Here is a 19,515-nt window from a genome sequence, read left to right on the forward strand (position 1 = left end):
GCAAAAGGGGTTTGGAATGATTATACCGCCTGAAGTTGTTGTACAGCCGAATTCACATCAGGCACAATTTGCAGAATACTGTCTAATTGTGAAATGTGAATAAGCTTACGTACTGATTCCTGAAGACCGGAAAGCACCAGCGTGCCATCGGCATTTTTGCAGAGGCGGTTGGCCACAAGAATGGCGCTCAAACCGGATGAGTCGCAGTAGCGGGCCGAACCCAGATCAATGATGAGATTGCGCACACCGTCGGCGTTAAGCATCACCAGCTCCGACTTTAACGCGGGAGCCACAAGTGTGTCGAGCTTATCGGCCGACATGCGGATGAGGGTATAACGCTCATTGCGCTCTACTGAAAACTGTTCGTTCATATCGGGCAAAGGTAAAGTTTCCTTTTCAAACAAGGAAAAGTTATGCATTTTTTCGATAAAGCAAAGAAAAACAGCGGGAAATAATATCCTGCTGCCAATGAAAGGATTAGGAAACTTAGTCTTGTGAGCGTCCGGCAAGGAGATACAATACAGCCATGCGCACTGCCACACCGTTTTCAACCTGATCCAGGATAATGGCCTGCTCAGAATCGGCTACCTCACTTGTAATCTCAACACCTCGGTTAATCGGGCCGGGGTGCATAACCAGTATTTCCTTCCCGAGCGAGCGGAGGGTGGGCATGTCGAGCCCGTATTGCATGGAATATTCGCGAAGCGAGGGGAAATATTTGATATCCTGGCGCTCAAGCTGAATGCGTAGCATGTTTGCTACATCGCACCATTCGAGTGCTTTGCGCAGGTCGAATTCAACTTTTACGCCCAGTGAGGCAATGTAGCGTGGCATGAGCGTGCGCGGGCCACACACCATTACCTCCGCTCCAAGTTTTTGCAGGCAGAAGATGTTGGAAAGCGCCACGCGGGAGTGAAGAATATCTCCGATAATCGCAATTTTCTTTCCTTTCAGATCGCCAAGCCGTTCACGGATCGAAAAGGCATCAAGTAATGCCTGGGTAGGATGCTCGTGGGCACCATCTCCGGCATTGATAATACTGGCATTGATGTGTTTCGATAAAAACACGCAGGCTCCGGGATTGGGATGACGCATCACCACCATATCCACTTTCATGGCCAGGATATTGTTAACGGTGTCGATAAGCGTTTCGCCTTTCTTAACGCTCGACTGTGCAGCCGAAAAGTTTACGGTATCGGCAGAGAGACGCCGCTCGGCTAACTCGAAAGAAACACGGGTGCGGGTGGAGTTTTCGAAGAAAAGATTGGCAATGGTAATGTCGCGGAGCGAAGGTACTTTTTTGATCGGCCGGTTAATGACTTCTTTAAACTGGTCGGCGGTGTGTAAAATAAGCTGAATATCATCAGGCGTAAGTTGCTTGATGCCCAGCAAATGGTTCACACTCAGTTTAGTTGTACTCATAATTATTCCTGCGTCATTAACCAGACATGATCTTCTCCCCCGGCCTCTTTCCAGTCAACCTTCACTTTTTCCGAAGCAATTGTATCTACCGTCCGGCCAATGTATTTAGCCTGAATAGGCAGATTACGACTGAATCGACGGTCAATAAGCACAAGCAGTTCCACATCTTTCGGGCGGCCAAACGCCATCATGGCATCCAGTCCGGCACGTATAGTACGGCCTGTGTATAACACATCATCCACAAGAATTACATTCTTGTCTTCTATCACAAAGTCAATCTGTGTGCGGTTTGCAACCAGATCACGACGGCGGAAGTCGTCGCGGTAAAAGGTTACATCGAGTTCGCCAAGCTGAATGTGATGATCGGGCAAAATTGCCTGCAGTGTTTTGTGAATCCGCCTAGCCAGCAGCACGCCTCGAGGCTGAAGGCCAATGATTACAGATTCTGAAAAATCGTCGTGTGTCTCGATCAATTGATGGCAAAGCCGGTTGATCGTGATGGCGAATTGCTGCGGATGAAGAATAAGCCGAGGCGCCATACAGGCGTCAAAGATAGCAGTTTGATACAACGCACCAAATTTGCCGCAAACTAAATTGTGAGCAGAAATGAACAGTTATTAACGATGCTGATGATTATGCATCAGTTTCAGCTGCTCATAATACAGCCAACGTTCGCGTATGGCCGTGGCGAGCTGATAATCGGTAGCCGTTTGAAGGAATTGATCAGGAATATCGAGGTAATCAATGAACAGGTCAAATTCCTCCGGCTTAAGTTCCACCACACCGGCTTTTACATACAGCGCAAGCAATTGGTGCAGAATTTCGCGTTTGCGGTCTTCATTTTCGAGGTAGGCTACTTTTGCGCGCGACTTTCCTTCCCGGCTGTATCGTTCGTAAATTGCGGTAATCGGACTTTGCATCACATCGGCCGGAGCCGCCGTCATCCGTGTTTCCTTCACGCCCAATGATTCACGCTCATTGCGCAGGGCTTTAAGGTCTTTGGCGGGATAAATGGCTACAGGGCGAAGTGTGTTTACTTTTACTTTTAATCCGATACGCACATTGTAAACTGCTTTTCTGGCCGAATCGCGGAAGCAGATACGCACAATTTCATAGCCCCCGGCTGTTACCATAAACGTATCCGTGCGCAGCCCCTGTAAGGAAAACCATTGCCCTGCCAGTACCGACTGCCCTGCTCCGGTGCGTCTGTTCACGGCCATAGGTGCAGGCGAGGCCATGCTATCGGCCACATCAAATACCGTTCCGCGCACTGTAATAGCCGCCTCCTGTTCCTGCGCCCGAAGCGAAGCAGAAAAGAGCAACAGCCACATAAAAAACAGGGTGCGCATAAATTTCATTTGTGCTAATTTACGGATATTGAGGGCTGCGCTTTCATTACCGGCAAAAATTAAACGCTTTTTCACCTCCGGTACTTCGTAAAAAGTCGCAGGCAACCCTTGTGGGTTGCCTGCCTTTATTTTAGCGCTGACGTCTCTTCAGCCAGCGGTATTTCCATTTCGACTTGCCTTTGGCGCCTTTCTTCTTGGCTTTGTAGCTGGTGCTACGGTCGTTGAGCGCAATACCACGATCCTTTTGATCTTTTGAAGCCGCATCAAGCGATTTGTCTTTTTTACTCAGATCTGCCCTCACTCCAAACTGAAATCCGGTATCGGAAATGCTCACAAAATCATTGCCCCCCGAAGCAAACTGCACTTTAAAATTGGCGTAGCCGTTTAACCGTTTGGTAAGCTGATAACTAAAGCCGGCGCCAAGATTTCCACCTACCCAGGTTTGACGGATATTCATTCCATAGGTGAAGTTGGCAAAATCAGTATGCGCAGAATTCGGGCCCACATACACCCCATTCCAGTACATATACCCAACTCCAAAAATTGCATTGAAGAAGGTTTCACTCTCCCCTATTCGCATAATCAGATAACCGTTCAGGTCGGCATTCCATGAATCGATGCGAGCAATGGCCGGGGCGGCATCATGACGGAAATGATGGGTGAATTCGCCCGAAATGCCGAACCACGGACGATGCAGATACAAAAGATTCATATTTACACCGGGCTTATATAAGCCACGCACTTCCTGCCGGTTGTTGATTACCGCAAAACTAATGGCGGCGCCGGGCATGAGTTTAGGTTTCCATTTTGGTGCCTGAGGCAATTGAGGTTTAATTACCGAATCAATGGAAATGCCTTCGTATTCCTGCGCATTCAGCGCAAATGAAGAAATACACAGAGCTGAAAAAGTAAGTAAAAACGCAGCTTTCATCTTTGGTCAGTTGGATGTGCATAACGAAGATAATCATTCATGTTGCGGCAACAACAACGAACAAACAAGTGGGAACTATGATTTGATAAATGGAAATGAAAAAGCCCGCCTCGGGAAGGCGGGCTAAACTTAGATTTTGTTGTCGGGGTGACTGGACTCGAACCAGCGACCCCCACGTCCCGAACGTGGTACGCTACCAACTGCGCTACACCCCGATCATGTTCCCCTTCGTTTGCTAAGGGGTTGCAAAAATAGTATTTTCTTTTTGCAAAGCAACCGCCGCTGAAAAAACTTTAGCGTGAAAGCTGGCTCTTACAGCACGCCAAGCTCAATGAGCTCTACAATCTCCTCAATTTTCTGATCCTCGCCATCGGCATCGTATTCCGACTTGAGGTTGTTGCCAAACACACGGGCCATACCCTGCCACATTACTGCAGTAAGGCCTCCGCGATACTGTTTAATTAACTGATAGGTAGTTGAGCCGGTTTCACGGCTTACGAGTTTGATCAGTATTCGTCCCTGTGCGGCAGTAAGGTTTTTCATGTCGTTCTCAAACTGAGTTACAAGTTCCTTTTCTGCTTTTTCGGCAAACTCTTTTCGCTCTTTTTCGCCTTTGATAAGCGCCAGACGGGCATCCATTTCGCTGAGTTTGGCTCGGGCCAGCACGGCGTAGGGATGAGCCGCTTTTACATCGCGTTTCAGCTTATCGTATTTCACCTGTTCGCGCTTGTTTTTAAATGTACGCTCGGCAACAATGAGACAGGTGTAATGATGGATAACGGGAACGGTATCGCCGCCTTCATCCATTGTGTAAGTAATCATCTGACTGGGATACTGTTCGATATCACCCACAAAAAGCGGCGATTGCTCCTGTGCCGAAATTGCCAGAGGCATCCAGAAACAGGCAAACAGTAAGAAAGCGTTTTTCATGATGACATATACACGCCAAAAGCGTGCCAAAGGGTTATAGGTGAAAAACGCAACCACCCGGCTTTTCATGTATCTAAAAATACAAAAAATGTGAATAAGCCGGAGTTTTATTTACTGAAAGACAGCGTGTTGTTTCGGATTATCAGCTTTTGCGGGTGCGCGCTGTTTTCCAGCGGCTTTCAGCCGGGGCTGTTTGAGTGCCGGCAACCGAAGCTGTGCCTGCATTACCGGCCCAGTGTGCGGCAAGCATTGCAGCAAGTTCTACTTCGTCGTTGCGCTCATCGGCCAGCATTTCGGGTTTGAAATAGGCTTTAATGAAGCCGGTATCAAAATTGCCCGAAGTGAATGCCTCGTGTTTGAGCACAAACCGGCAAAAAGCCAGTGTGGTGGAAACACCGGTAATGCGATACTCATCAATAGCGCGTATCATACGGTCGATGGCTTCCTGCCTTGTGGCGCCCCAGGTAATGAGCTTTGAAATCATCGGATCGTAGTAAATGGGAATGTCCATACCTTCTTCAAAGCCATCGTCCACACGCACACCGTAGCCTTGCGGGCGGCGGTACGTTACAAGTTTGCCGATATCGGGCAGGAAGTTATTGGCAGGATCTTCGGCATATACACGCACTTCTACAGCGTGGCCGTTTATTTTGAGTTCTTCCTGCGTGAAGGAGAGTTTTTCGCCGCGGGCCACACGGATCTGCTCTTTTACAAGGTCGATACCGGTAATCATTTCGGTTACCGGGTGTTCGACCTGCAGGCGCGTGTTCATTTCGAGGAAATAGAAGTTGCGCGTTTCATCGAGCAGAAATTCAACTGTACCTGCGCCCACATAGCCGCATGAGCGGGCCACGTCAACTGCACATTTCCCCATTTTCTCGCGTATTTCAGGTGTGAGTACGCTTGAAGGGGCTTCTTCAATCACTTTCTGGTGGCGGCGCTGTATCGAGCATTCGCGTTCAAACAGATAGCAGATGTTGCCATGTGTATCGGCCATTACCTGAATTTCGATGTGACGCGGGCCGGCCACATAGCGTTCAATGAACACCGAGCCATCGCCAAACGCGGAGGTGGCTTCGCTCACGGCCAGTTTCATCTGCTCGGCAAAATCTTCAATGCGTTCCACAATACGCATGCCTTTGCCGCCGCCGCCTGCGCTTGCTTTGATGAGCAGGGGAAAACCGGTGGCCAGGGCCACACGTTCGCCTTCTGCGATATCACTTATGGCGCCTTCTGAACCGGGCACCATCGGAATATTGTATTGCTTGGCGGCCGCTTTTGCCGATAGCTTATCCCCCATTATTTCCATCGCCTCAGGCGTAGGCCCGATGAGCGTAATTCCCGATTTTTTTACGGCACGCGCAAAATCAGCATTCTCTGAAAGGAAGCCGTAACCAGGGTGAATGCCGTCAACACCTAATTTCAGAGCTACTTCAATAATTTTATCGCCAAGTAAATAGGATTGCGACGAGGGCGGCGGACCAATGCATACAGCTTCGTCGGCATAACGTACAAAAGGAGCATTGCGGTCGGCTTCAGAAAAAACCGCCACAGTGGCTATTCCCATTTCGCGGCAGGAGCGCATTACACGCAAAGCAATTTCGCCACGATTGGCTACAAGAATTTTCTTCATAGGAGTTTGGCCCGGTTACTTCGGACAACAGGCAAAAATAACGATTATCCCTCCACGATGATTGAAAATTGCTTTAATCAATCCTGTCAGGCGGCAGCTTGGGTTGATTTCTTATCCTTGCCTGTTTGCTCAGAAATAATCCGATCCACAAAACTGTAAAGTTGTGCATCAATGTTATTATCCATCGGATCAAGATCAAAACTTACACCTTCGTTGCGGGCAATTTCTGCAGCCGGACAAAAATCGGCATCGCCGCCAACAAGAATAATCCGGTCAACCTGCTTTTTCCAGGCCAGCATGGCAATGTCGATGCCGATTTGCATATCAATTCCTTTTTGCCGCACGTCCAGCACCACTTCGCTTTCCTGTAAATCGGCCAATACCCTTTTGCCTTTGAGCAAATCATTGGTACAAAAGGAGCGGATACGCCAGGTTTTATTGTCTTTAAGTTTCCCCAAACGAATTTGCACCTGACTTCTGCGCCTGAGTATTTCGATAAAGCGGTTGCGGAATTCAGCAGAAGGAATGCGGCCAAAATCTATCACACGCCCGGTTAGCGGGTGATGAAACTTTTTGTTCAGCGGCTCGCAATCATAATAATACAACCTGTGCAGGCGATACTGCGAGCCCATATAGCTTTCCACCATTTGCTGAAGGTGATTGACTACAGCAACAGGATCAAAAGGCTGCTGATCTTTGAATAAACGCTGGTAACGCTTGTGAAAAAAGCCACCGTCAACTAAAACGGCAGCACGCAATTTTTGTGCTTCCTGGATATTCTCGTACATGAAATAAAAATAAAAAAGTAAAAATGCTTGTATAAAAAAAGCTTTGGGTGCTGGCAACCCCGCTATACCTCCTAGGGATTGCTTAGCCCAAAGCGCTAACGAGGACAAAATTAAAGCAAGAAGTTATAAATGCAATGGTTTGGGTTTAAAAGTTTTCAACAGATGCTCGTTTCAGTCTGTCGTTTATTGCTTTTCCCAAACCAGATTCCGGCATTCTTTCGGCATAAATACATTCAGCATCTGTTGTATCAAGCCTGCGCATGGCTGCAAACAAGTTACGGGCGGCTTCGGTCAGATTACCTGTGGCCGAAAGCGTTTCTACCTGCACCATGTTTGTCCACGCAGGTGGCTGCCGCAAACAAAGTACAGCTACTTTTTGCTGTGGCGGCTGTGTTCCGGGTATTCCCAAATGCAGCGGAATACGCGGCGCATAATGCGATTTAAGCTGGCCGGGCGATTGCGGGTTGGACGATTCGTTTATTTCGAGTTCCACCTCGCCCGCAACTTCACTCAGCTGCTCAACCGTAATGCCGCCCAAACGCAGCACCACCACTTTATCGTTGCGCACAGTTACTACGGTTGACTCCACGCCAACCTGGCAGGGGCCGCCATCAAGAATGTATGGCACTTTACCGCTTAGCTGATCGGCCACATGCTGTGCGGTAACCGGGCTTATGTAGCCAAACGGATTGGCGCTTGGGGCGGCCAGCGGAAATGGCAGCGCCATAAGTAATTGCCGCGTGAGCATATGTGCAGGCACGCGAAGCGCAACGGTATCGCCGCCGGCGGTGATGATATCAGGAATGTTTTGACGGCGGGGCAATACAAACGTAAGCGGCCCGGGCGAGAAGACTCCGGCCAGTTTTTTTACAAGCAGCGGCACCTCAAGGGCATATTTCTCAAACTCCGCCGCACTGTGCACGTGCACAATGAGCGGATTAAAACTTGGCCGGTTTTTTATTTGAAAAATCTTAACGGCAGCATCAGCATCAAGTGCATTGGCGGCGAGGCCGTAAACTGTTTCGGTGGGAATGCCCACAGTTTCGCCAAGCTTAAGCCAGTGTGCGGCCTGCTCAATATCGGTTCCGATATGTGTCTGAAATTGCACCGCGCAAAGGTACATACACAAAGCCGCATTTGTACACACCGCCGCCCAAGCCGCTATTGATTTATCTTTGGCACATGCCCGCCGTGTCTGTAATCATGCCTGTGTACAATGCCGAAACAACCATTGAACAAGCGTTGCGAAGCATCTGTACACAAACATTTGCCGATTTGGAAATACTGGTGTGGAATGATGGCAGCACCGACCGCACACAGTACTTCCTGGAAGCCGCAGCCAGCCGCGATAAACGTATTAAGCTGCTTGGCACGGCCGAAAACAACGGCATCGTACACGCGCTGCGCGGGCTTACGGATGCTGCCACAGCGCCCCTGCTTGCCCGCATGGATGCCGACGATGTAATGCACCCCGAACGCATTGCACAGCAGGTGCGCGAAATGAAACTGCGCCCCGGCTGCGGCCTGGTAAGCAGCCTTGTTACACACGGCGGCCATGCCCAACTGCAGCAGGGCTATGCCGAATACATCAACTGGATAAACAGCCTGAAAACGCCGGAAGCAATAAGGCTGAACCGCTTTGTGGAATCGCCGCTGGCACATCCTTCGGTGCTGTTTCGCGCAGCGCTGATTGTGCAGCATGGCGGCTACCGCGACGGCCATTTTCCGGAAGATTACGAACTCTGGCTGCGCTGGCTCGATGCCGGGGTGGAAATGCGCAAACTGCCGCAAGCACTTCTGCAATGGAACGATTTACCGGGCCGGCTCTCACGCACACACAGCCGCTATGGCGTAAATGCGTTTCATGAGATCAAAGCCGAATACCTTGCCCGCGAACTGCGCCGCATTGTAAACGGCCGCGAAATATGGCTTTGCGGGGCCGGACGCATTACCCGCAAACGCAGCAATTACCTGCTTGAACAAAACATATCCATTGCCGGCTACATTGATGTAAACCCTGCCCTGCAAGGCAAAACAGCCGGCGGCTTTCCGGTTATCGCACCCGGACAAATTGCCTCTCCCCGCTCATGCTTTGTAGTAAGCTACATCACCAATCGCGGGGCGCGCAGGGAAATTGCACAAATGCTCGAAAGCAAAGGATTTGTAAACGGACAGGATTACATGCTTGCCGGATAAATCATAACTTCATGCACAAACCTTATTTACATGAACTGGATTGACCTTTCGATCGGCGCATTACTTATGAATGCCATGCCGCATTATGTGCTGGGCGTTTGGAAAGCCAAAATGCTAAGCGGTTTCGGCATGGGTAATATGCGGAATGTAATCTGGGGACTTGTGAATGCGGCGGCGGCGCTCGGACTTTTTCTTTACGAGTATGGTTTCGACGGTTTCGTGAAATACCAGATTTTTACAGGCGCATTTGCCATACTGGCTGTTTTTCTGGTATCCTCGTGGTTCTGGCAATGGTGGTTTTACTCACGCAATAAACAGTAGTACATGAATATTTTCATCTGGGTTCTTATGCTTATCTGGCTGACTATATGGCTCGTAAAAAAGAAGCCTTACTCGCGCACAAAAACTTATCATTTCCCGCTTTCGCAATTTACAATTACGGTGAAGCGCTGGTAGTTAGTTCTTCAAACGACCGAGTAAACGCTCATTTTCAATTACTCCGTTCTCACTTTCTGTATTTGCTGCAATAATCATCGAAGCAGCCACATCTTCGGCTTCTACGGCTTTCCAGTGTTTGGGAATGGCGAATGAAAATGTCTTCATGATCACTTTGCCAAACGATTCGCCAAATCGTTTTTCGGTGCGGGGGCCAAGCAGCATTGAGGGACGCACGATTACACATTTTTGAAAACCTGCGGATGTAACGGCCAGTTCCATTTCGCCTTTGGTGTGCAGATAAAAGTTGCGCGATTCAGGATTGGCGCCGATAGACGAAACCACAAGGAAAGCGTTTACCTTGTTTTCGCTTGCGCTAAGTGCAGCCCAGCGCACCAGTTCATAATCAATACGACGGAATGCGGGTTGCGAACCGGCGGTTTTTATAGTCGTTCCCAAACAGCAGAATACTTCGTCGCCTTTTATTTCCTGCCGCAATGCATCGAGGTCTTTGAAATTGGTCACCACTTCGTCGAGTTTGGCGTTGCGGATACCGGTGGGTTTGCGCACCAGTATTTTCACTTCTGCATAACGCGTATCGGCAAGAAGCTGCTGAAGCAGAAAACTGCCTATTAATCCGGTAGAACCAAGTACTACTGCTGTTTTGCTCATGGCTTATGCAGAAAAAAGCGGCATCATTTTACGATGCCGCTTTTGGTTTAAAACAGTGAGCCTTGCGGTTTGCTGCCGCTGCCCGATTCTTTTTTGCTTGTTTTCCTCAACTCCTCCACCGGCGAAAGTCCGCTCGCTTCTTCCATCAGCTCATCATCACTCAGTTCCGAAAACGGATCGGTAAGTGTGAGTCCGTTTTTCTCCTTGAGTTTGTTTGGCGTGAGTTTATTGCCTTTGGCCTTGAGGTTACGCACTTCAATAATTGTATCCATGTCGTAAGCCTCATCGGGCAGTTCAGTGCCTTTTACTTTGGCAAAACTCAGTGTGAGTGTGGTTGATGGTTTGGTGGTAACAATGACCAGTTTTGAGTCGGGATTTTCAGTGATAAACAGCGTTTTCTTGTCTGTAGGTTCGAAGATGAAACGCTTCACAAAATACTGTTTGCTTTCGCCATCGAAATACACGGCCGATGTGGTGGCTTTAGGATCAAATTTTTCGAGCAGGATGGTGTCTTCCTCGAAATAGGTGCTCAGGTCGAAACCGGTGAGGCGGTAGTGGCCGCTTTCGGTTACTTCAAGAATACGGTCTTCGGGGCCAAACTGGCCGAGGAAACGGCCGCGCTCTTCGTAGCTCAGTCGGCGTGTCTGCTTATCGTACCATACATTTTGCTTGCGCACTGCAGCCTGCATCTTATGCTTGAGTACAATTTTACGCACCGGATATCGGGTAAGAATATTGCCCTGCGCATCACGGCCCTTCACGGCCACCTGGCTCAGGTCCATATCAAACTCCAGCTTGCGGGCGCCTGAGTTGGGTGTGAGATGCACACCAATAACTTCCGGCTCGCCGTTGGGGCTTACGCTGAAATAATGCACTTTCGACTCTTTCGCGCCGCGTGTAAGATTGTATTCTTTGTCGCGTGTAATGGCGGTTACGCTGAAACGTTTCACCATTACATTGCCCCGCAAACCATCGCGGTAAGCCATGTTGTAAACGGTGCGGTCGTCGCCTTTTTTGAAAATGGCCACATGAATTATGCCTTTGCCCACGTAAGTTTTCTCGGCAAGTTTTGTCACCACCATCACCCCGTCGCTGCGAAACACAATCACTTCGTCGAGATCCGAGCAATCGCACACAAACTCATCCTTCTTCAACCCCGAACCAATGAAACCTTCTTCGCGGTTTACATAAAGTTTAGCGTTTACCGCAACTACCTGACGTGCCTCAATTACATCGAACTGGCGGATTTCGGTTTTGCGTTCGCGGCCTGCACCGTATTTCTTCTTCAGTTCTTTAAAATACTCGATTGCAAAATCGGTAAGATGTGCCAGATTGTGTTTCACACCTTCAATTTTCTGCTCCAGATCGCGCATTTTCTCATCGGCCTTGATGGTATCGAAACGGGTAATGCGGATCATCGGAATCTGTGTGAGACGGCCAAGGTCTTCGTCCACAATTTCGCGGAGCAGTTTTTTGCGGTGTGGTTTGAAACGTTCGTATAAATAGGCATACAGCGATTCGCGGTCGGCATATTTCTTGAAGTCGATATACATTTCTTCCTTGATGAAGATTTTCTCAAGCGAAGAAAAATGCCATTGTTCCTGCAACTCATTCAGCTCAATTTCCAGTTCGCGGCGCAGCAGATCGAGTGTGCGCTGGGTGGAAATTCTGAGCATTTCGTTTACGCCCACAAAGCGCGGCTTCTCGTCTTCAATTACACAGGCGTTTGGCGAAATGGATACTTCGCACTGCGTAAATGCATAGAGCGCATCAATTGTTTTATCGGGCGAAACGCCGGGCTGCAGATGAACAAGAATTTCGACAAACTCAGCGGTGTTGTCTTCAATTTTGCGGACTTTGATTTTGCCTTTTTCATTGGCCGCAATAATGGAGTCGATGAGCGAGCCGGTGGTGGTTCCAAAGGGAATTTCGGTGATAACCAGCGTCTTGCTGTCTTTCACTTTCAGGCGGGCACGTACACGTATTTTGCCGCCACGCAGGCCGTCGTTGTAGTTTGTAAAATCGGCCATGCCTGCCGTGGGGAAATCGGGCAGAATGTCGGTTTTTTTGCCACGCAGCACGGCTATGGAGGCATCAATAAGTTCGTTGAAGTTGTGCGGCAGAATTTTGCAGGCCAGGCCTACAGCAATACCTTCCACGCCCTGCGCCAGCAGCAGCGGGAATTTCATAGGCAGCGTTACCGGCTCGCGGTTACGTCCGTCGTAACTAAGCTGCCAGGGCGTGGTTTTGGGATTGAACACCACATCGAGTGCAAACTTTGAAAGACGCGCTTCAATGTAACGCGGCGCCGCAGCACCATCGCCGGTGTAAATATTTCCCCAATTGCCCTGCATGTCGATAAGCAGGTCTTTCTGACCCATCTGCACCAGCGCATCGCCAATCGAGGCATCGCCGTGCGGGTGGTATTTCATGGTATTGCCAATAATGTTGGCCACCTTGTTGTAACGTCCGTCTTCAAGCTCCCACATGGAATGCAGCAGTCGGCGCTGCACGGGTTTCAGGCCGTCTTCCACATAGGGCACGGCACGCTCAAGAATTACGTAAGAAGCATAGTCGAGAAACCAGTCTTCGTACATGCCGTTGATGTGGCGTACCTGATGCTCGCCGTGTCCGCTGTTCTGGGCGGAATCGGGAGATTGAAAAAGTTCGTTTTCGTTGTTCTGATCGCTCATGATCGTATGCGTATGCGAAGAATTAGTTCGTTGTTTTTCGGGGCAATAAAGGTTTCACCGTTTCCACCCAAACTGCGTAGCCGTCGGGCGTTAAGTGTACACCATCGGTACTGAAACGGTAGCCAAGCTTTCCGTTTTGCTGCAGGCGTGTATAGATATCGGCAAACACCAGTCCGCGTTTCATGCACTCGGCATAAAGGAAGGCATTTACTTCCCGCACGGCCTCGTGTATGCCGGGCTTTTGAATGCTTACCGGCAGCACGCTTTGCACCACAATACGTGTTTCGCCAAGTTCGGCGGTAAGCTTATCGAGCAATGCGCTCCACGAGCGGCAAACCTCACCGGCACTGCTGCCACTGAGCAAATCGTTTATGCCGCCTTCGAGAAAAAGCATTTCCGGTTTTGCATCGTGCAGGCTTTCGGTTTGCAAAATCATGGTGCTTACAAATGCGCCGGGCACGCCATGATTGATGTATGCCTTATCGCCAAGCTGCTCAAACGGAAACCCGTAGGTAAGGCTGTTTCCCGAAAACACAACCGCGCCTTCCGGTACCTCGGGAAGCTGATCGAATATTTCCTGAATTTGTGAGCCTGTCATTTTTACGGGTGCGTAAACTTTATCAAGTCGTTTTTCGCGGTTGCGGGTTTCAATGCGTGGCAATACCAACAGAAAAAAGCCGGCGATGAGTGCGATAAGTACCAGCCAAAGCCATTTGCCCATTGTACCAACAGTTTTTATCAGGCTATTGCTTCTTCAGCCAGATCGCGCTCCACGCGCAGGTTGCTGATGATGAATTTCTGACGTTCGTCGGTGTTTTTGCCCATGTAGTAAGAGAGCAGTTCGTTAATCATCGCTCCCGAACTCAGCAGCACCGGCTCAAGGCGAATTTCCTTACCAATGAAGTTTTTAAATTCATCGGGCGAAATTTCGCCAAGCCCTTTGAAGCGCGTTATCTCAGGCTTTGCGCCCAGCTTCTGAATGGCTTTGCGACGCTCTTCTTCGGAGTAGCAATAAATAGTTTCCTTCTTATTGCGCACACGGAAAAGCGGAGTCTGCAAAATTTTCACATGCCCTTTTTTCACCAGATCGGGGAAAAACTGCAGAAAGAAGGTAAGCAGCAACAGGCGAATGTGCATGCCATCCACATCGGCATCGGTAGCAATTACAATGTTGTTGTAGCGCAGGTTTTCGAGTCCGTCTTCAATATCAAGCGCGGCCTGAATGAGGTTAAATTCCTCATTTTCATACACCACTTTTTTGGTAAGGCCGTAGGCGTTGAGCGGCTTGCCTTTGAGACTGAATACCGCCTGTGTGTTTACATCGCGCGCTTTGGTAATTGAACCGCTGGCCGAATCGCCTTCGGTAATAAAAAGCGTGCTGTTCTGGCGGCGTTCGTCTTTCAGATCGGTGAGATGCACGCGGCAGTCGCGGAGTTTTTTGTTGTGCAGATTGGCTTTTTTGGCACGTTCGCGGGCTAATTTCTGAATGCCGGAAAGCTCTTTGCGTTCGCGTTCGCTCTGCAGGATTTTGCGGTGAAGCGCGTCGGCCGTTTCGGGATTTTTGTGCAGATAATTATCTAATTCTTTCAGAAACTCAGCAATAAAAGCGCGTAACGACGGGCCCTCAGGCCCCACATCCTGCGAACCAAGCTTGGTTTTGGTCTGCGATTCGAACACCGGCTCCTGCACTTTTACGCTGATTGCCGCCACAATAGAGGTGCGCAGGTCAACCGCTTCGTAATCTTTCTTGTAAAAATCGCGCAGCACTTTTACCACCGCTTCGCGGAAAGCAGCCTGGTGTGTGCCGCCCTGCGTGGTGTGCTGACCGTTTACAAAAGAGTAATAATCTTCCACATACTGCTGATCGCTGTGTGTCATGGCCAGCTCAATTTCGGAGCCGCGCAGGTGGATGATGGGATATACAATCGGGCCGCTCAGGTTTTTCTGCAAAAGATCGAGCAGACCGTTGTCGGATTTGATTTTGTTGCCGTTGTACCAAAGCGTGAGCCCTGTATTCAGGTACGCATAGTTCCACAGCATTTTCTCTACGTATTCGTTTACGTAGTGATAGTTTATGAATACGGTTTCGTCGGGAATAAAGCTGATGATGGTGCCGTCGTTTTCATCGGTATTCTTGATTTTATCATCAAGTGTTAATTCCCCGCGTTTGAACTCCGCAACCTTGCTTTTTCCTTCACGTATGGATTGCACACGAAACCACGACGAGAGTGCATTAACCGCTTTAGTTCCCACCCCATTCAATCCTACTGATTTCTTAAATGCCTCTGAATCGTATTTGGCACCGGTATTCATTTTCGATACACAGTCGATCACTTTCCCCAGCGGAATACCCCGGCCATAGTCGCGAATGCGTACCGAACCTTCTTTTATCTGTACATCGATACTTTTCCCGTTCCCCATCACAAACTCATCGATGGAATTATCAATCACTTCTTTCAGGAGAACATAAATTCCATCGTCGGCCGAAGAGCCGTCGCCTAATTTACCGATATACATGCCCGGACGCCGGCGGATGTGTTCGTTCCATTCGAGCGACTTGATATTGTCTTCGTCGTATTTTACTTTTTCTGCCATAGTTCAATTCCTTTCCTTTTAACCGATACAGCCCGGCGGGTCGGCAGCGGGCGGATAATTAACGGGCCATTGCCAGCGAAACGAGCCAGAGTATGGTAATGACAATGGCTACGGTGACCAGCGCTAGTCCAAGAAAAACAAGCCCCCGGATTACACGGGAACCAAAACCTTCATTATTGAGCCATGCGAAGCGTTTGCTGAGTTTGTTTATGGCCCACCACGCACCGAGGTACGGGAGAATGAAATACATTCCCATAAACAGCAATACATTCAGCACTTCCTTCATGTGGCTTACACATTAAAGCGGAAGTGCATAACATCCGCATCCTGCACAATATATTCCTTGCCTTCGATGCGCAGCTTACCGGCGTCGCGGCAGGCAGCTTCCGAACCGAGGGTTACAAAGTCTTTATAGGCAATTACTTCGGCCTTGATAAAGCCTTTCTCAAAATCGGTGTGAATGACACCGGCTGACTGCGGGGCGGTAAAGCCCACGTCGATTGTCCAGGCGCGTACTTCCTGCACACCAGCGGTGAAATAGGTTTGCAGGTTGAGCAGCCTGTAGGCAGCGTGAATGAGTTTGTTAACGCCCGGCTCATCAAGTCCGATCTCGGCGAGGAATGCCTGGCGGTCTTCAAACGATTCGAGGGCGGCAATTTCGGCTTCCATGGCGGCGGTGATGAGCAGGATTTCCGCATCCTCGTCTTTCACGGCCTCGCGCACGGCATCGGTGTGTTTGTTGCCTGTTTTCACAGAGGCTTCATCCACATTGCACACATACATAACCGGCTTAATGGTAAGCAGGTGCAGGTCGTAAATGTATTTTTCATCCTCTTTGGCAATTTTCACCGTGCGGGCCGATTTGCCCTGCAGCAGTGCCGCCTGAATTTCGGTGAGGATGTCGTAGGTCTTTTTGGCATCTTTATCGGCACCGGTTTTGGCCTGCTTCTCTACTTTCTTCATGCGCGCTTCAACCGATTCGAGGTCTTTGAACTGAAGTTCCAGATCAATCACCTCTTTATCGCGCACCGGATTTACCGAGCCGTCCACGTGCACCACGTTCGGATCGTCGAAGCAGCGGAGCACATGCAGAATGGCGTTTGTTTCGCGGATGTTGGCGAGGAATTTATTGCCAAGCCCCTCGCCCTTGCTGGCGCCTTTTACAAGGCCGGCAATGTCCACAATTTCAACCGTGGTGGGCACAATACGCTCGGGCTTAACAAGTTCGGCCAGTTTATTGAGGCGTTCATCGGGAACGGTGATTACGCCTACGTTGGGTTCGATGGTACAGAACGGAAAGTTGGCCGCCTGGGCCTTGGCATTTGAAAGACAGTTGAAAAGTGTTGACTTGCCCACATTGGGAAGGCCAACAATGCCGCATTTGAGTGACATATCGGGAAGCTGGTCGTGTTAAATGAGCGGCAGCCGCGTCGGGCCGCTGCCGGAGGGCAAAAATACGTCAATACTGCCGTGCTGGTGCGCCTATTCTGCAATGGAGGCTTTGGAGTTTTCAACAAGGGCTAATTGTTATCAACACGAAGCCGCAGCCCCTGCAAAACCTGTACTTTTGAGCCGCATCTCATAAAAAGCTCATCACAAACTGCTATGGCCTCCATTCAGGAACTCGAAAAACTATGCACCCAGGTGCGCCGTGATATTGTACGCATGGTACACGCTGTAAACTCCGGCCACCCCGGCGGCTCACTCGGCTGTACTGAATATCTGGTGGCGCTCTACGGCAGTGTGATGCAGCACAATCCGCAGCCTTTTTCGATGGACGGAAAGAATGAAGACGTGTTTTTCCTTTCCAACGGACATATTTCACCGGTGTTTTACAGTGTGCTTGCCCGCAGTGGTTATTTCGCTGTAAATGAGCTTTCTACTTTCCGCCGCTTAAACTCGCGCCTGCAGGGGCATCCTACCACGCACGAAGGCCTTCCCGGCGTGCGCATGGCTTCAGGTTCACTGGGTCAGGGACTTTCTGTGGCCATTGGTGCAGCTTTGGCAAAGAAATTGAATGGTGATAACCGGCTCGTCTTTTCGCTGCACGGCGACGGTGAACTGCAGGAAGGTCAGATTTGGGAAGCGGCAATGGCTGCCGCAGCCCATAAAGTGGATAATCTGATTGCCACGGTTGATGTAAACGGTCAGCAGATTGACGGCCCGACGGATAAAGTATTGCCTATGGGCGATCTGGCTGCCAAGTTTGGCGCATTTGGCTGGGAAGTAATTGAACTTTCGCAGGGAAATGTGCTTGGCGCGGTGGTTGATGCCCTTAATCTGGCCAAAACACATACCGGAAAAGGCAAACCCGTCGTTATACTCATGAAAACCGAAATGGGCAACGGCGTTGACTTTATGATGGGCACACACAAATGGCACGGCGTAGCCCCGAACGATGAACAACTTGCAGCCGCTCTGGCTCAGTTGCCCGAAACGCTCGGCGACTATTGATCCGCACCATGCTAAAAAAACTCTTTTTCCGCTCCTTTCTGCTTGCACTGGCTGTAATTTGCCTGAATGGCAATACAGCACATGCACAACAACGCGCCGCAAACCCGCAGCCGCTTACGCGCATTCTGTTTGTGTTTGATGCCTCGTTCAGCATGTACGGCACCTGGCAAACCGGGCGTAAAATGGATATTGCCAAAAGCCTGCTTTCCAAGTTTCTCGACAGCCTGCGCACCGTGCAGAATATCGAAATCGGACTGCGTTGCTACGGCCACCAGTACAGCCTGCAGCCCCAGCGAAACTGCGAAGACACCCGCCTTGAAGTGCCCATTGCCAAACCGGCCGTTGCTGTGCCGCAAATGAAGCAGAAACTCGAAGGCATTGTACCACGCGGCACCACACCTATTGCCTACACCCTCGAAAAATGCGGGGCCGACTTCCCGAAAGACGGCAAAACTACACGCAACATCATCATTCTTATTACCGACGGCATCGAAGAATGCAACGGCGACCCCTGCGCCATTTCGCTTGCGCTGCAGTCGCAGGGCATTACACTAAAACCGTTTGTAATTGGCGTGGGGCTTAACGGCAACTACGAATCGCTGGCCTGCATCGGCCGCTTTTACGATGTATCCACCGAGCAAACATTTACCAACGTGCTCAACATTGTGGTTTCGCAGGCGCTCAACAACACCACCTGCCAGGTAAACCTGCTCGATCAGGCCAACCGCCCCAGCGAAACCGATGTGGCCATGACCTTTTACGACCAGCAAACCGGTGTAATCCGCTACAGCTACATGCACACCATGAACAACCGCGGCCTTCCCGATACGGTTATTCTCGACCCGCTGAGTACCTATAAATTAGTGGTACACACCATTCCGCAGGTGGTAAAAGAAAATATTACCATTACTCCCGGAAAACATAACGTAATTGCAGTTGACGCCCCTCAGGGCTACCTGAATCTGCAAATGGCCGGCGTAAGTAACTACGACCGCCTGCCCTGTATTGTGCGCAAAGCCGGGCAGATGCAAACCATTAATGTGCAGGAATTCGGGCGGCTCGAAAAGTATATTGTAGGAAAATACGATCTGGAAATACTCTCCACACCACGTATTTATATGTACAATGTGGATGTGGGGCAGAGTAAAACCACGCTTATTCAGATTCCGCAAGCCGGTATGCTTACGGTATTTAAACCCTCGGAAGGGCCGGGACAATTGTTTGTGGAGGAGAAAAACGAGCTGAAGTTTGTGTGCAACCTCAACAGCAAACAAATGAACGAAAGCATCGTGCTTCAGCCGGGCAACTACCGCATTGTATTTCGTCCGCTCAACTCGCGCGAAACCATTTATACCATTGAACGCCGGTTTAAAGTAGAGCCGGGCGGGCAGATTACCGTAAAACTCTTTTGATTTCA

General features: G+C 49.8%; 19 protein-coding genes and 1 tRNA gene. 4 read left to right on the forward strand and 16 right to left on the reverse strand.

The features are described from left to right. Nucleotides 1–20: 20 nt before the first annotated feature. The 10 genes from IM638_05495 to IM638_05540 all read right to left on the reverse strand — a co-directional run bounded on the left by IM638_05495 (nucleotide 21) and on the right by IM638_05540 (nucleotide 8,176). Complete coding sequence (locus IM638_05495; GenBank protein MCA6362470.1) at nucleotides 21–371, reverse strand: STAS domain-containing protein; 351 nt, start codon at nucleotides 369–371, stop codon at nucleotides 21–23. A 115-nt stretch (nucleotides 372–486) separates the two neighbouring features. Further along, nucleotides 487–1,422 carry an aspartate carbamoyltransferase catalytic subunit gene (locus IM638_05500; protein ID MCA6362471.1) on the reverse strand — a complete coding sequence of 312 codons (936 nt, stop codon included), beginning with the start codon at nucleotides 1,420–1,422 and terminating at the stop codon, nucleotides 487–489. Nucleotides 1,423–1,424: 2 nt separating this feature from the next. Further along, a complete protein-coding gene (gene pyrR / locus IM638_05505) occupies nucleotides 1,425–1,961 on the reverse strand; it encodes a bifunctional pyr operon transcriptional regulator/uracil phosphoribosyltransferase PyrR (GenBank protein ID MCA6362472.1) in 537 nt (178 codons plus the stop codon). A gap of 78 nt (nucleotides 1,962–2,039) precedes the next feature. Further along, entirely contained in the window at nucleotides 2,040–2,771 is a 732-nt protein-coding gene (locus IM638_05510) for a hypothetical protein (GenBank protein MCA6362473.1), read from the reverse strand. A gap of 130 nt (nucleotides 2,772–2,901) precedes the next feature. Continuing rightward, nucleotides 2,902–3,702 carry a hypothetical protein gene (locus tag IM638_05515; protein ID MCA6362474.1) on the reverse strand — a complete coding sequence of 267 codons (801 nt, stop codon included), beginning with the start codon at nucleotides 3,700–3,702 and terminating at the stop codon, nucleotides 2,902–2,904. Nucleotides 3,703–3,844: 142 nt separating this feature from the next. Beyond that, nucleotides 3,845–3,917: transfer RNA gene (locus IM638_05520), tRNA-Pro, on the reverse strand. A 97-nt stretch (nucleotides 3,918–4,014) separates the two neighbouring features. Further along, nucleotides 4,015–4,632 carry a DUF4294 domain-containing protein gene (locus tag IM638_05525; protein MCA6362475.1) on the reverse strand — a complete coding sequence of 206 codons (618 nt, stop codon included), beginning with the start codon at nucleotides 4,630–4,632 and terminating at the stop codon, nucleotides 4,015–4,017. A 142-nt stretch (nucleotides 4,633–4,774) separates the two neighbouring features. Further along, a complete protein-coding gene (gene accC / locus IM638_05530) occupies nucleotides 4,775–6,265 on the reverse strand; it encodes an acetyl-CoA carboxylase biotin carboxylase subunit (protein MCA6362476.1) in 1,491 nt (496 codons plus the stop codon). A gap of 86 nt (nucleotides 6,266–6,351) precedes the next feature. After that, a complete protein-coding gene (locus IM638_05535) occupies nucleotides 6,352–7,053 on the reverse strand; it encodes an NYN domain-containing protein (protein ID MCA6362477.1) in 702 nt (233 codons plus the stop codon). A gap of 145 nt (nucleotides 7,054–7,198) precedes the next feature. Next, nucleotides 7,199–8,176: a threonylcarbamoyl-AMP synthase gene (locus IM638_05540; GenBank protein ID MCA6362478.1), complete on the reverse strand. Its 978-nt coding sequence runs from the start codon at nucleotides 8,174–8,176 to the stop codon at nucleotides 7,199–7,201. 59 nt (nucleotides 8,177–8,235) lie between these two features. Between IM638_05540 and IM638_05545 the strand changes: the two genes are divergently transcribed. Both IM638_05545 and IM638_05550 read left to right on the forward strand, forming a co-directional pair. After that, nucleotides 8,236–9,249, forward strand: a complete 1,014-nt coding sequence (locus IM638_05545; GenBank protein ID MCA6362479.1) for a glycosyltransferase — start codon at nucleotides 8,236–8,238, stop codon at nucleotides 9,247–9,249. Between the two features lie 30 nt (nucleotides 9,250–9,279). Then, nucleotides 9,280–9,570 carry a hypothetical protein gene (locus tag IM638_05550; GenBank protein MCA6362480.1) on the forward strand — a complete coding sequence of 97 codons (291 nt, stop codon included), beginning with the start codon at nucleotides 9,280–9,282 and terminating at the stop codon, nucleotides 9,568–9,570. Between the two features lie 135 nt (nucleotides 9,571–9,705). Here IM638_05550 and IM638_05555 read toward each other — a convergent pair whose 3' ends face one another. The 6 genes from IM638_05555 to ychF are packed head-to-tail and all read right to left on the reverse strand — an operon-like array spanning nucleotide 9,706 to nucleotide 17,036. Continuing rightward, complete coding sequence (locus IM638_05555; GenBank protein MCA6362481.1) at nucleotides 9,706–10,356, reverse strand: NAD(P)H-binding protein; 651 nt, start codon at nucleotides 10,354–10,356, stop codon at nucleotides 9,706–9,708. 47 nt (nucleotides 10,357–10,403) lie between these two features. Beyond that, nucleotides 10,404–13,049, reverse strand: coding sequence for a DNA gyrase/topoisomerase IV subunit A (locus IM638_05560; GenBank protein MCA6362482.1), 2,646 nt, complete (start codon nucleotides 13,047–13,049; stop codon nucleotides 10,404–10,406). Between the two features lie 22 nt (nucleotides 13,050–13,071). Next, nucleotides 13,072–13,770 (reverse strand): hypothetical protein, encoded by a 699-nt coding sequence (locus IM638_05565; protein MCA6362483.1) that lies wholly within the window; start codon nucleotides 13,768–13,770, stop codon nucleotides 13,072–13,074. A gap of 17 nt (nucleotides 13,771–13,787) precedes the next feature. Continuing rightward, nucleotides 13,788–15,644 carry a type IIA DNA topoisomerase subunit B gene (locus tag IM638_05570; GenBank protein ID MCA6362484.1) on the reverse strand — a complete coding sequence of 619 codons (1,857 nt, stop codon included), beginning with the start codon at nucleotides 15,642–15,644 and terminating at the stop codon, nucleotides 13,788–13,790. A 58-nt stretch (nucleotides 15,645–15,702) separates the two neighbouring features. Next, the gene (locus IM638_05575) at nucleotides 15,703–15,930 is read right to left on the reverse strand and encodes a hypothetical protein (GenBank protein ID MCA6362485.1); all 228 of its coding nucleotides are present in this window, start codon (nucleotides 15,928–15,930) and stop codon (nucleotides 15,703–15,705) included. Nucleotides 15,931–15,935: 5 nt separating this feature from the next. Beyond that, nucleotides 15,936–17,036, reverse strand: coding sequence for a redox-regulated ATPase YchF (gene ychF, locus IM638_05580; GenBank protein ID MCA6362486.1), 1,101 nt, complete (start codon nucleotides 17,034–17,036; stop codon nucleotides 15,936–15,938). A 213-nt stretch (nucleotides 17,037–17,249) separates the two neighbouring features. Here ychF and IM638_05585 point away from each other — a divergent pair, with 213 nt between their 5' ends. Together IM638_05585 and IM638_05590 are read left to right on the forward strand one after the other, a co-directional pair. Further along, a complete protein-coding gene (locus IM638_05585) occupies nucleotides 17,250–18,098 on the forward strand; it encodes a transketolase (GenBank protein MCA6362487.1) in 849 nt (282 codons plus the stop codon). An 8-nt stretch (nucleotides 18,099–18,106) separates the two neighbouring features. Next, complete coding sequence (locus tag IM638_05590) at nucleotides 18,107–19,510, forward strand: VWA domain-containing protein (protein MCA6362488.1); 1,404 nt, start codon at nucleotides 18,107–18,109, stop codon at nucleotides 19,508–19,510. The last annotated feature ends 5 nt before the right edge of the window (nucleotides 19,511–19,515 follow it).

The sequence above is a fragment of the Bacteroidota bacterium genome (assembly GCA_020402865.1).
GTDB lineage: Bacteria > Bacteroidota > Bacteroidia > Palsa-965 > Palsa-965.

Coding starts and splice junctions, on each gene's coding strand:
- IM638_05540 (MCA6362478.1), bottom strand. CDS start 8,176: ATGTACCTTTGCGCGGTGCAATTTCAGACACATATCGGAACCGATATT.
- IM638_05510 (MCA6362473.1), bottom strand. CDS start 2,771: ATGCGCACCCTGTTTTTTATGTGGCTGTTGCTCTTTTCTGCTTCGCTT.
- IM638_05500 (MCA6362471.1), bottom strand. CDS start 1,422: ATGAGTACAACTAAACTGAGTGTGAACCATTTGCTGGGCATCAAGCAA.
- IM638_05565 (MCA6362483.1), bottom strand. CDS start 13,770: ATGGGCAAATGGCTTTGGCTGGTACTTATCGCACTCATCGCCGGCTTT.
- IM638_05495 (MCA6362470.1), bottom strand. CDS start 371: ATGAACGAACAGTTTTCAGTAGAGCGCAATGAGCGTTATACCCTCATC.
- IM638_05550 (MCA6362480.1), top strand. CDS start 9,280: ATGAACTGGATTGACCTTTCGATCGGCGCATTACTTATGAATGCCATG.
- IM638_05575 (MCA6362485.1), bottom strand. CDS start 15,930: ATGAAGGAAGTGCTGAATGTATTGCTGTTTATGGGAATGTATTTCATT.
- IM638_05590 (MCA6362488.1), top strand. CDS start 18,107: ATGCTAAAAAAACTCTTTTTCCGCTCCTTTCTGCTTGCACTGGCTGTA.
- IM638_05515 (MCA6362474.1), bottom strand. CDS start 3,702: ATGAAAGCTGCGTTTTTACTTACTTTTTCAGCTCTGTGTATTTCTTCA.
- ychF (MCA6362486.1), bottom strand. CDS start 17,036: ATGTCACTCAAATGCGGCATTGTTGGCCTTCCCAATGTGGGCAAGTCA.
- IM638_05570 (MCA6362484.1), bottom strand. CDS start 15,644: ATGGCAGAAAAAGTAAAATACGACGAAGACAATATCAAGTCGCTCGAA.
- IM638_05545 (MCA6362479.1), top strand. CDS start 8,236: ATGCCCGCCGTGTCTGTAATCATGCCTGTGTACAATGCCGAAACAACC.
- IM638_05525 (MCA6362475.1), bottom strand. CDS start 4,632: ATGAAAAACGCTTTCTTACTGTTTGCCTGTTTCTGGATGCCTCTGGCA.
- IM638_05535 (MCA6362477.1), bottom strand. CDS start 7,053: ATGTACGAGAATATCCAGGAAGCACAAAAATTGCGTGCTGCCGTTTTA.
- pyrR (MCA6362472.1), bottom strand. CDS start 1,961: ATGGCGCCTCGGCTTATTCTTCATCCGCAGCAATTCGCCATCACGATC.
- IM638_05555 (MCA6362481.1), bottom strand. CDS start 10,356: ATGAGCAAAACAGCAGTAGTACTTGGTTCTACCGGATTAATAGGCAGT.
- IM638_05585 (MCA6362487.1), top strand. CDS start 17,250: ATGGCCTCCATTCAGGAACTCGAAAAACTATGCACCCAGGTGCGCCGT.
- IM638_05560 (MCA6362482.1), bottom strand. CDS start 13,049: ATGAGCGATCAGAACAACGAAAACGAACTTTTTCAATCTCCCGATTCC.
- accC (MCA6362476.1), bottom strand. CDS start 6,265: ATGAAGAAAATTCTTGTAGCCAATCGTGGCGAAATTGCTTTGCGTGTA.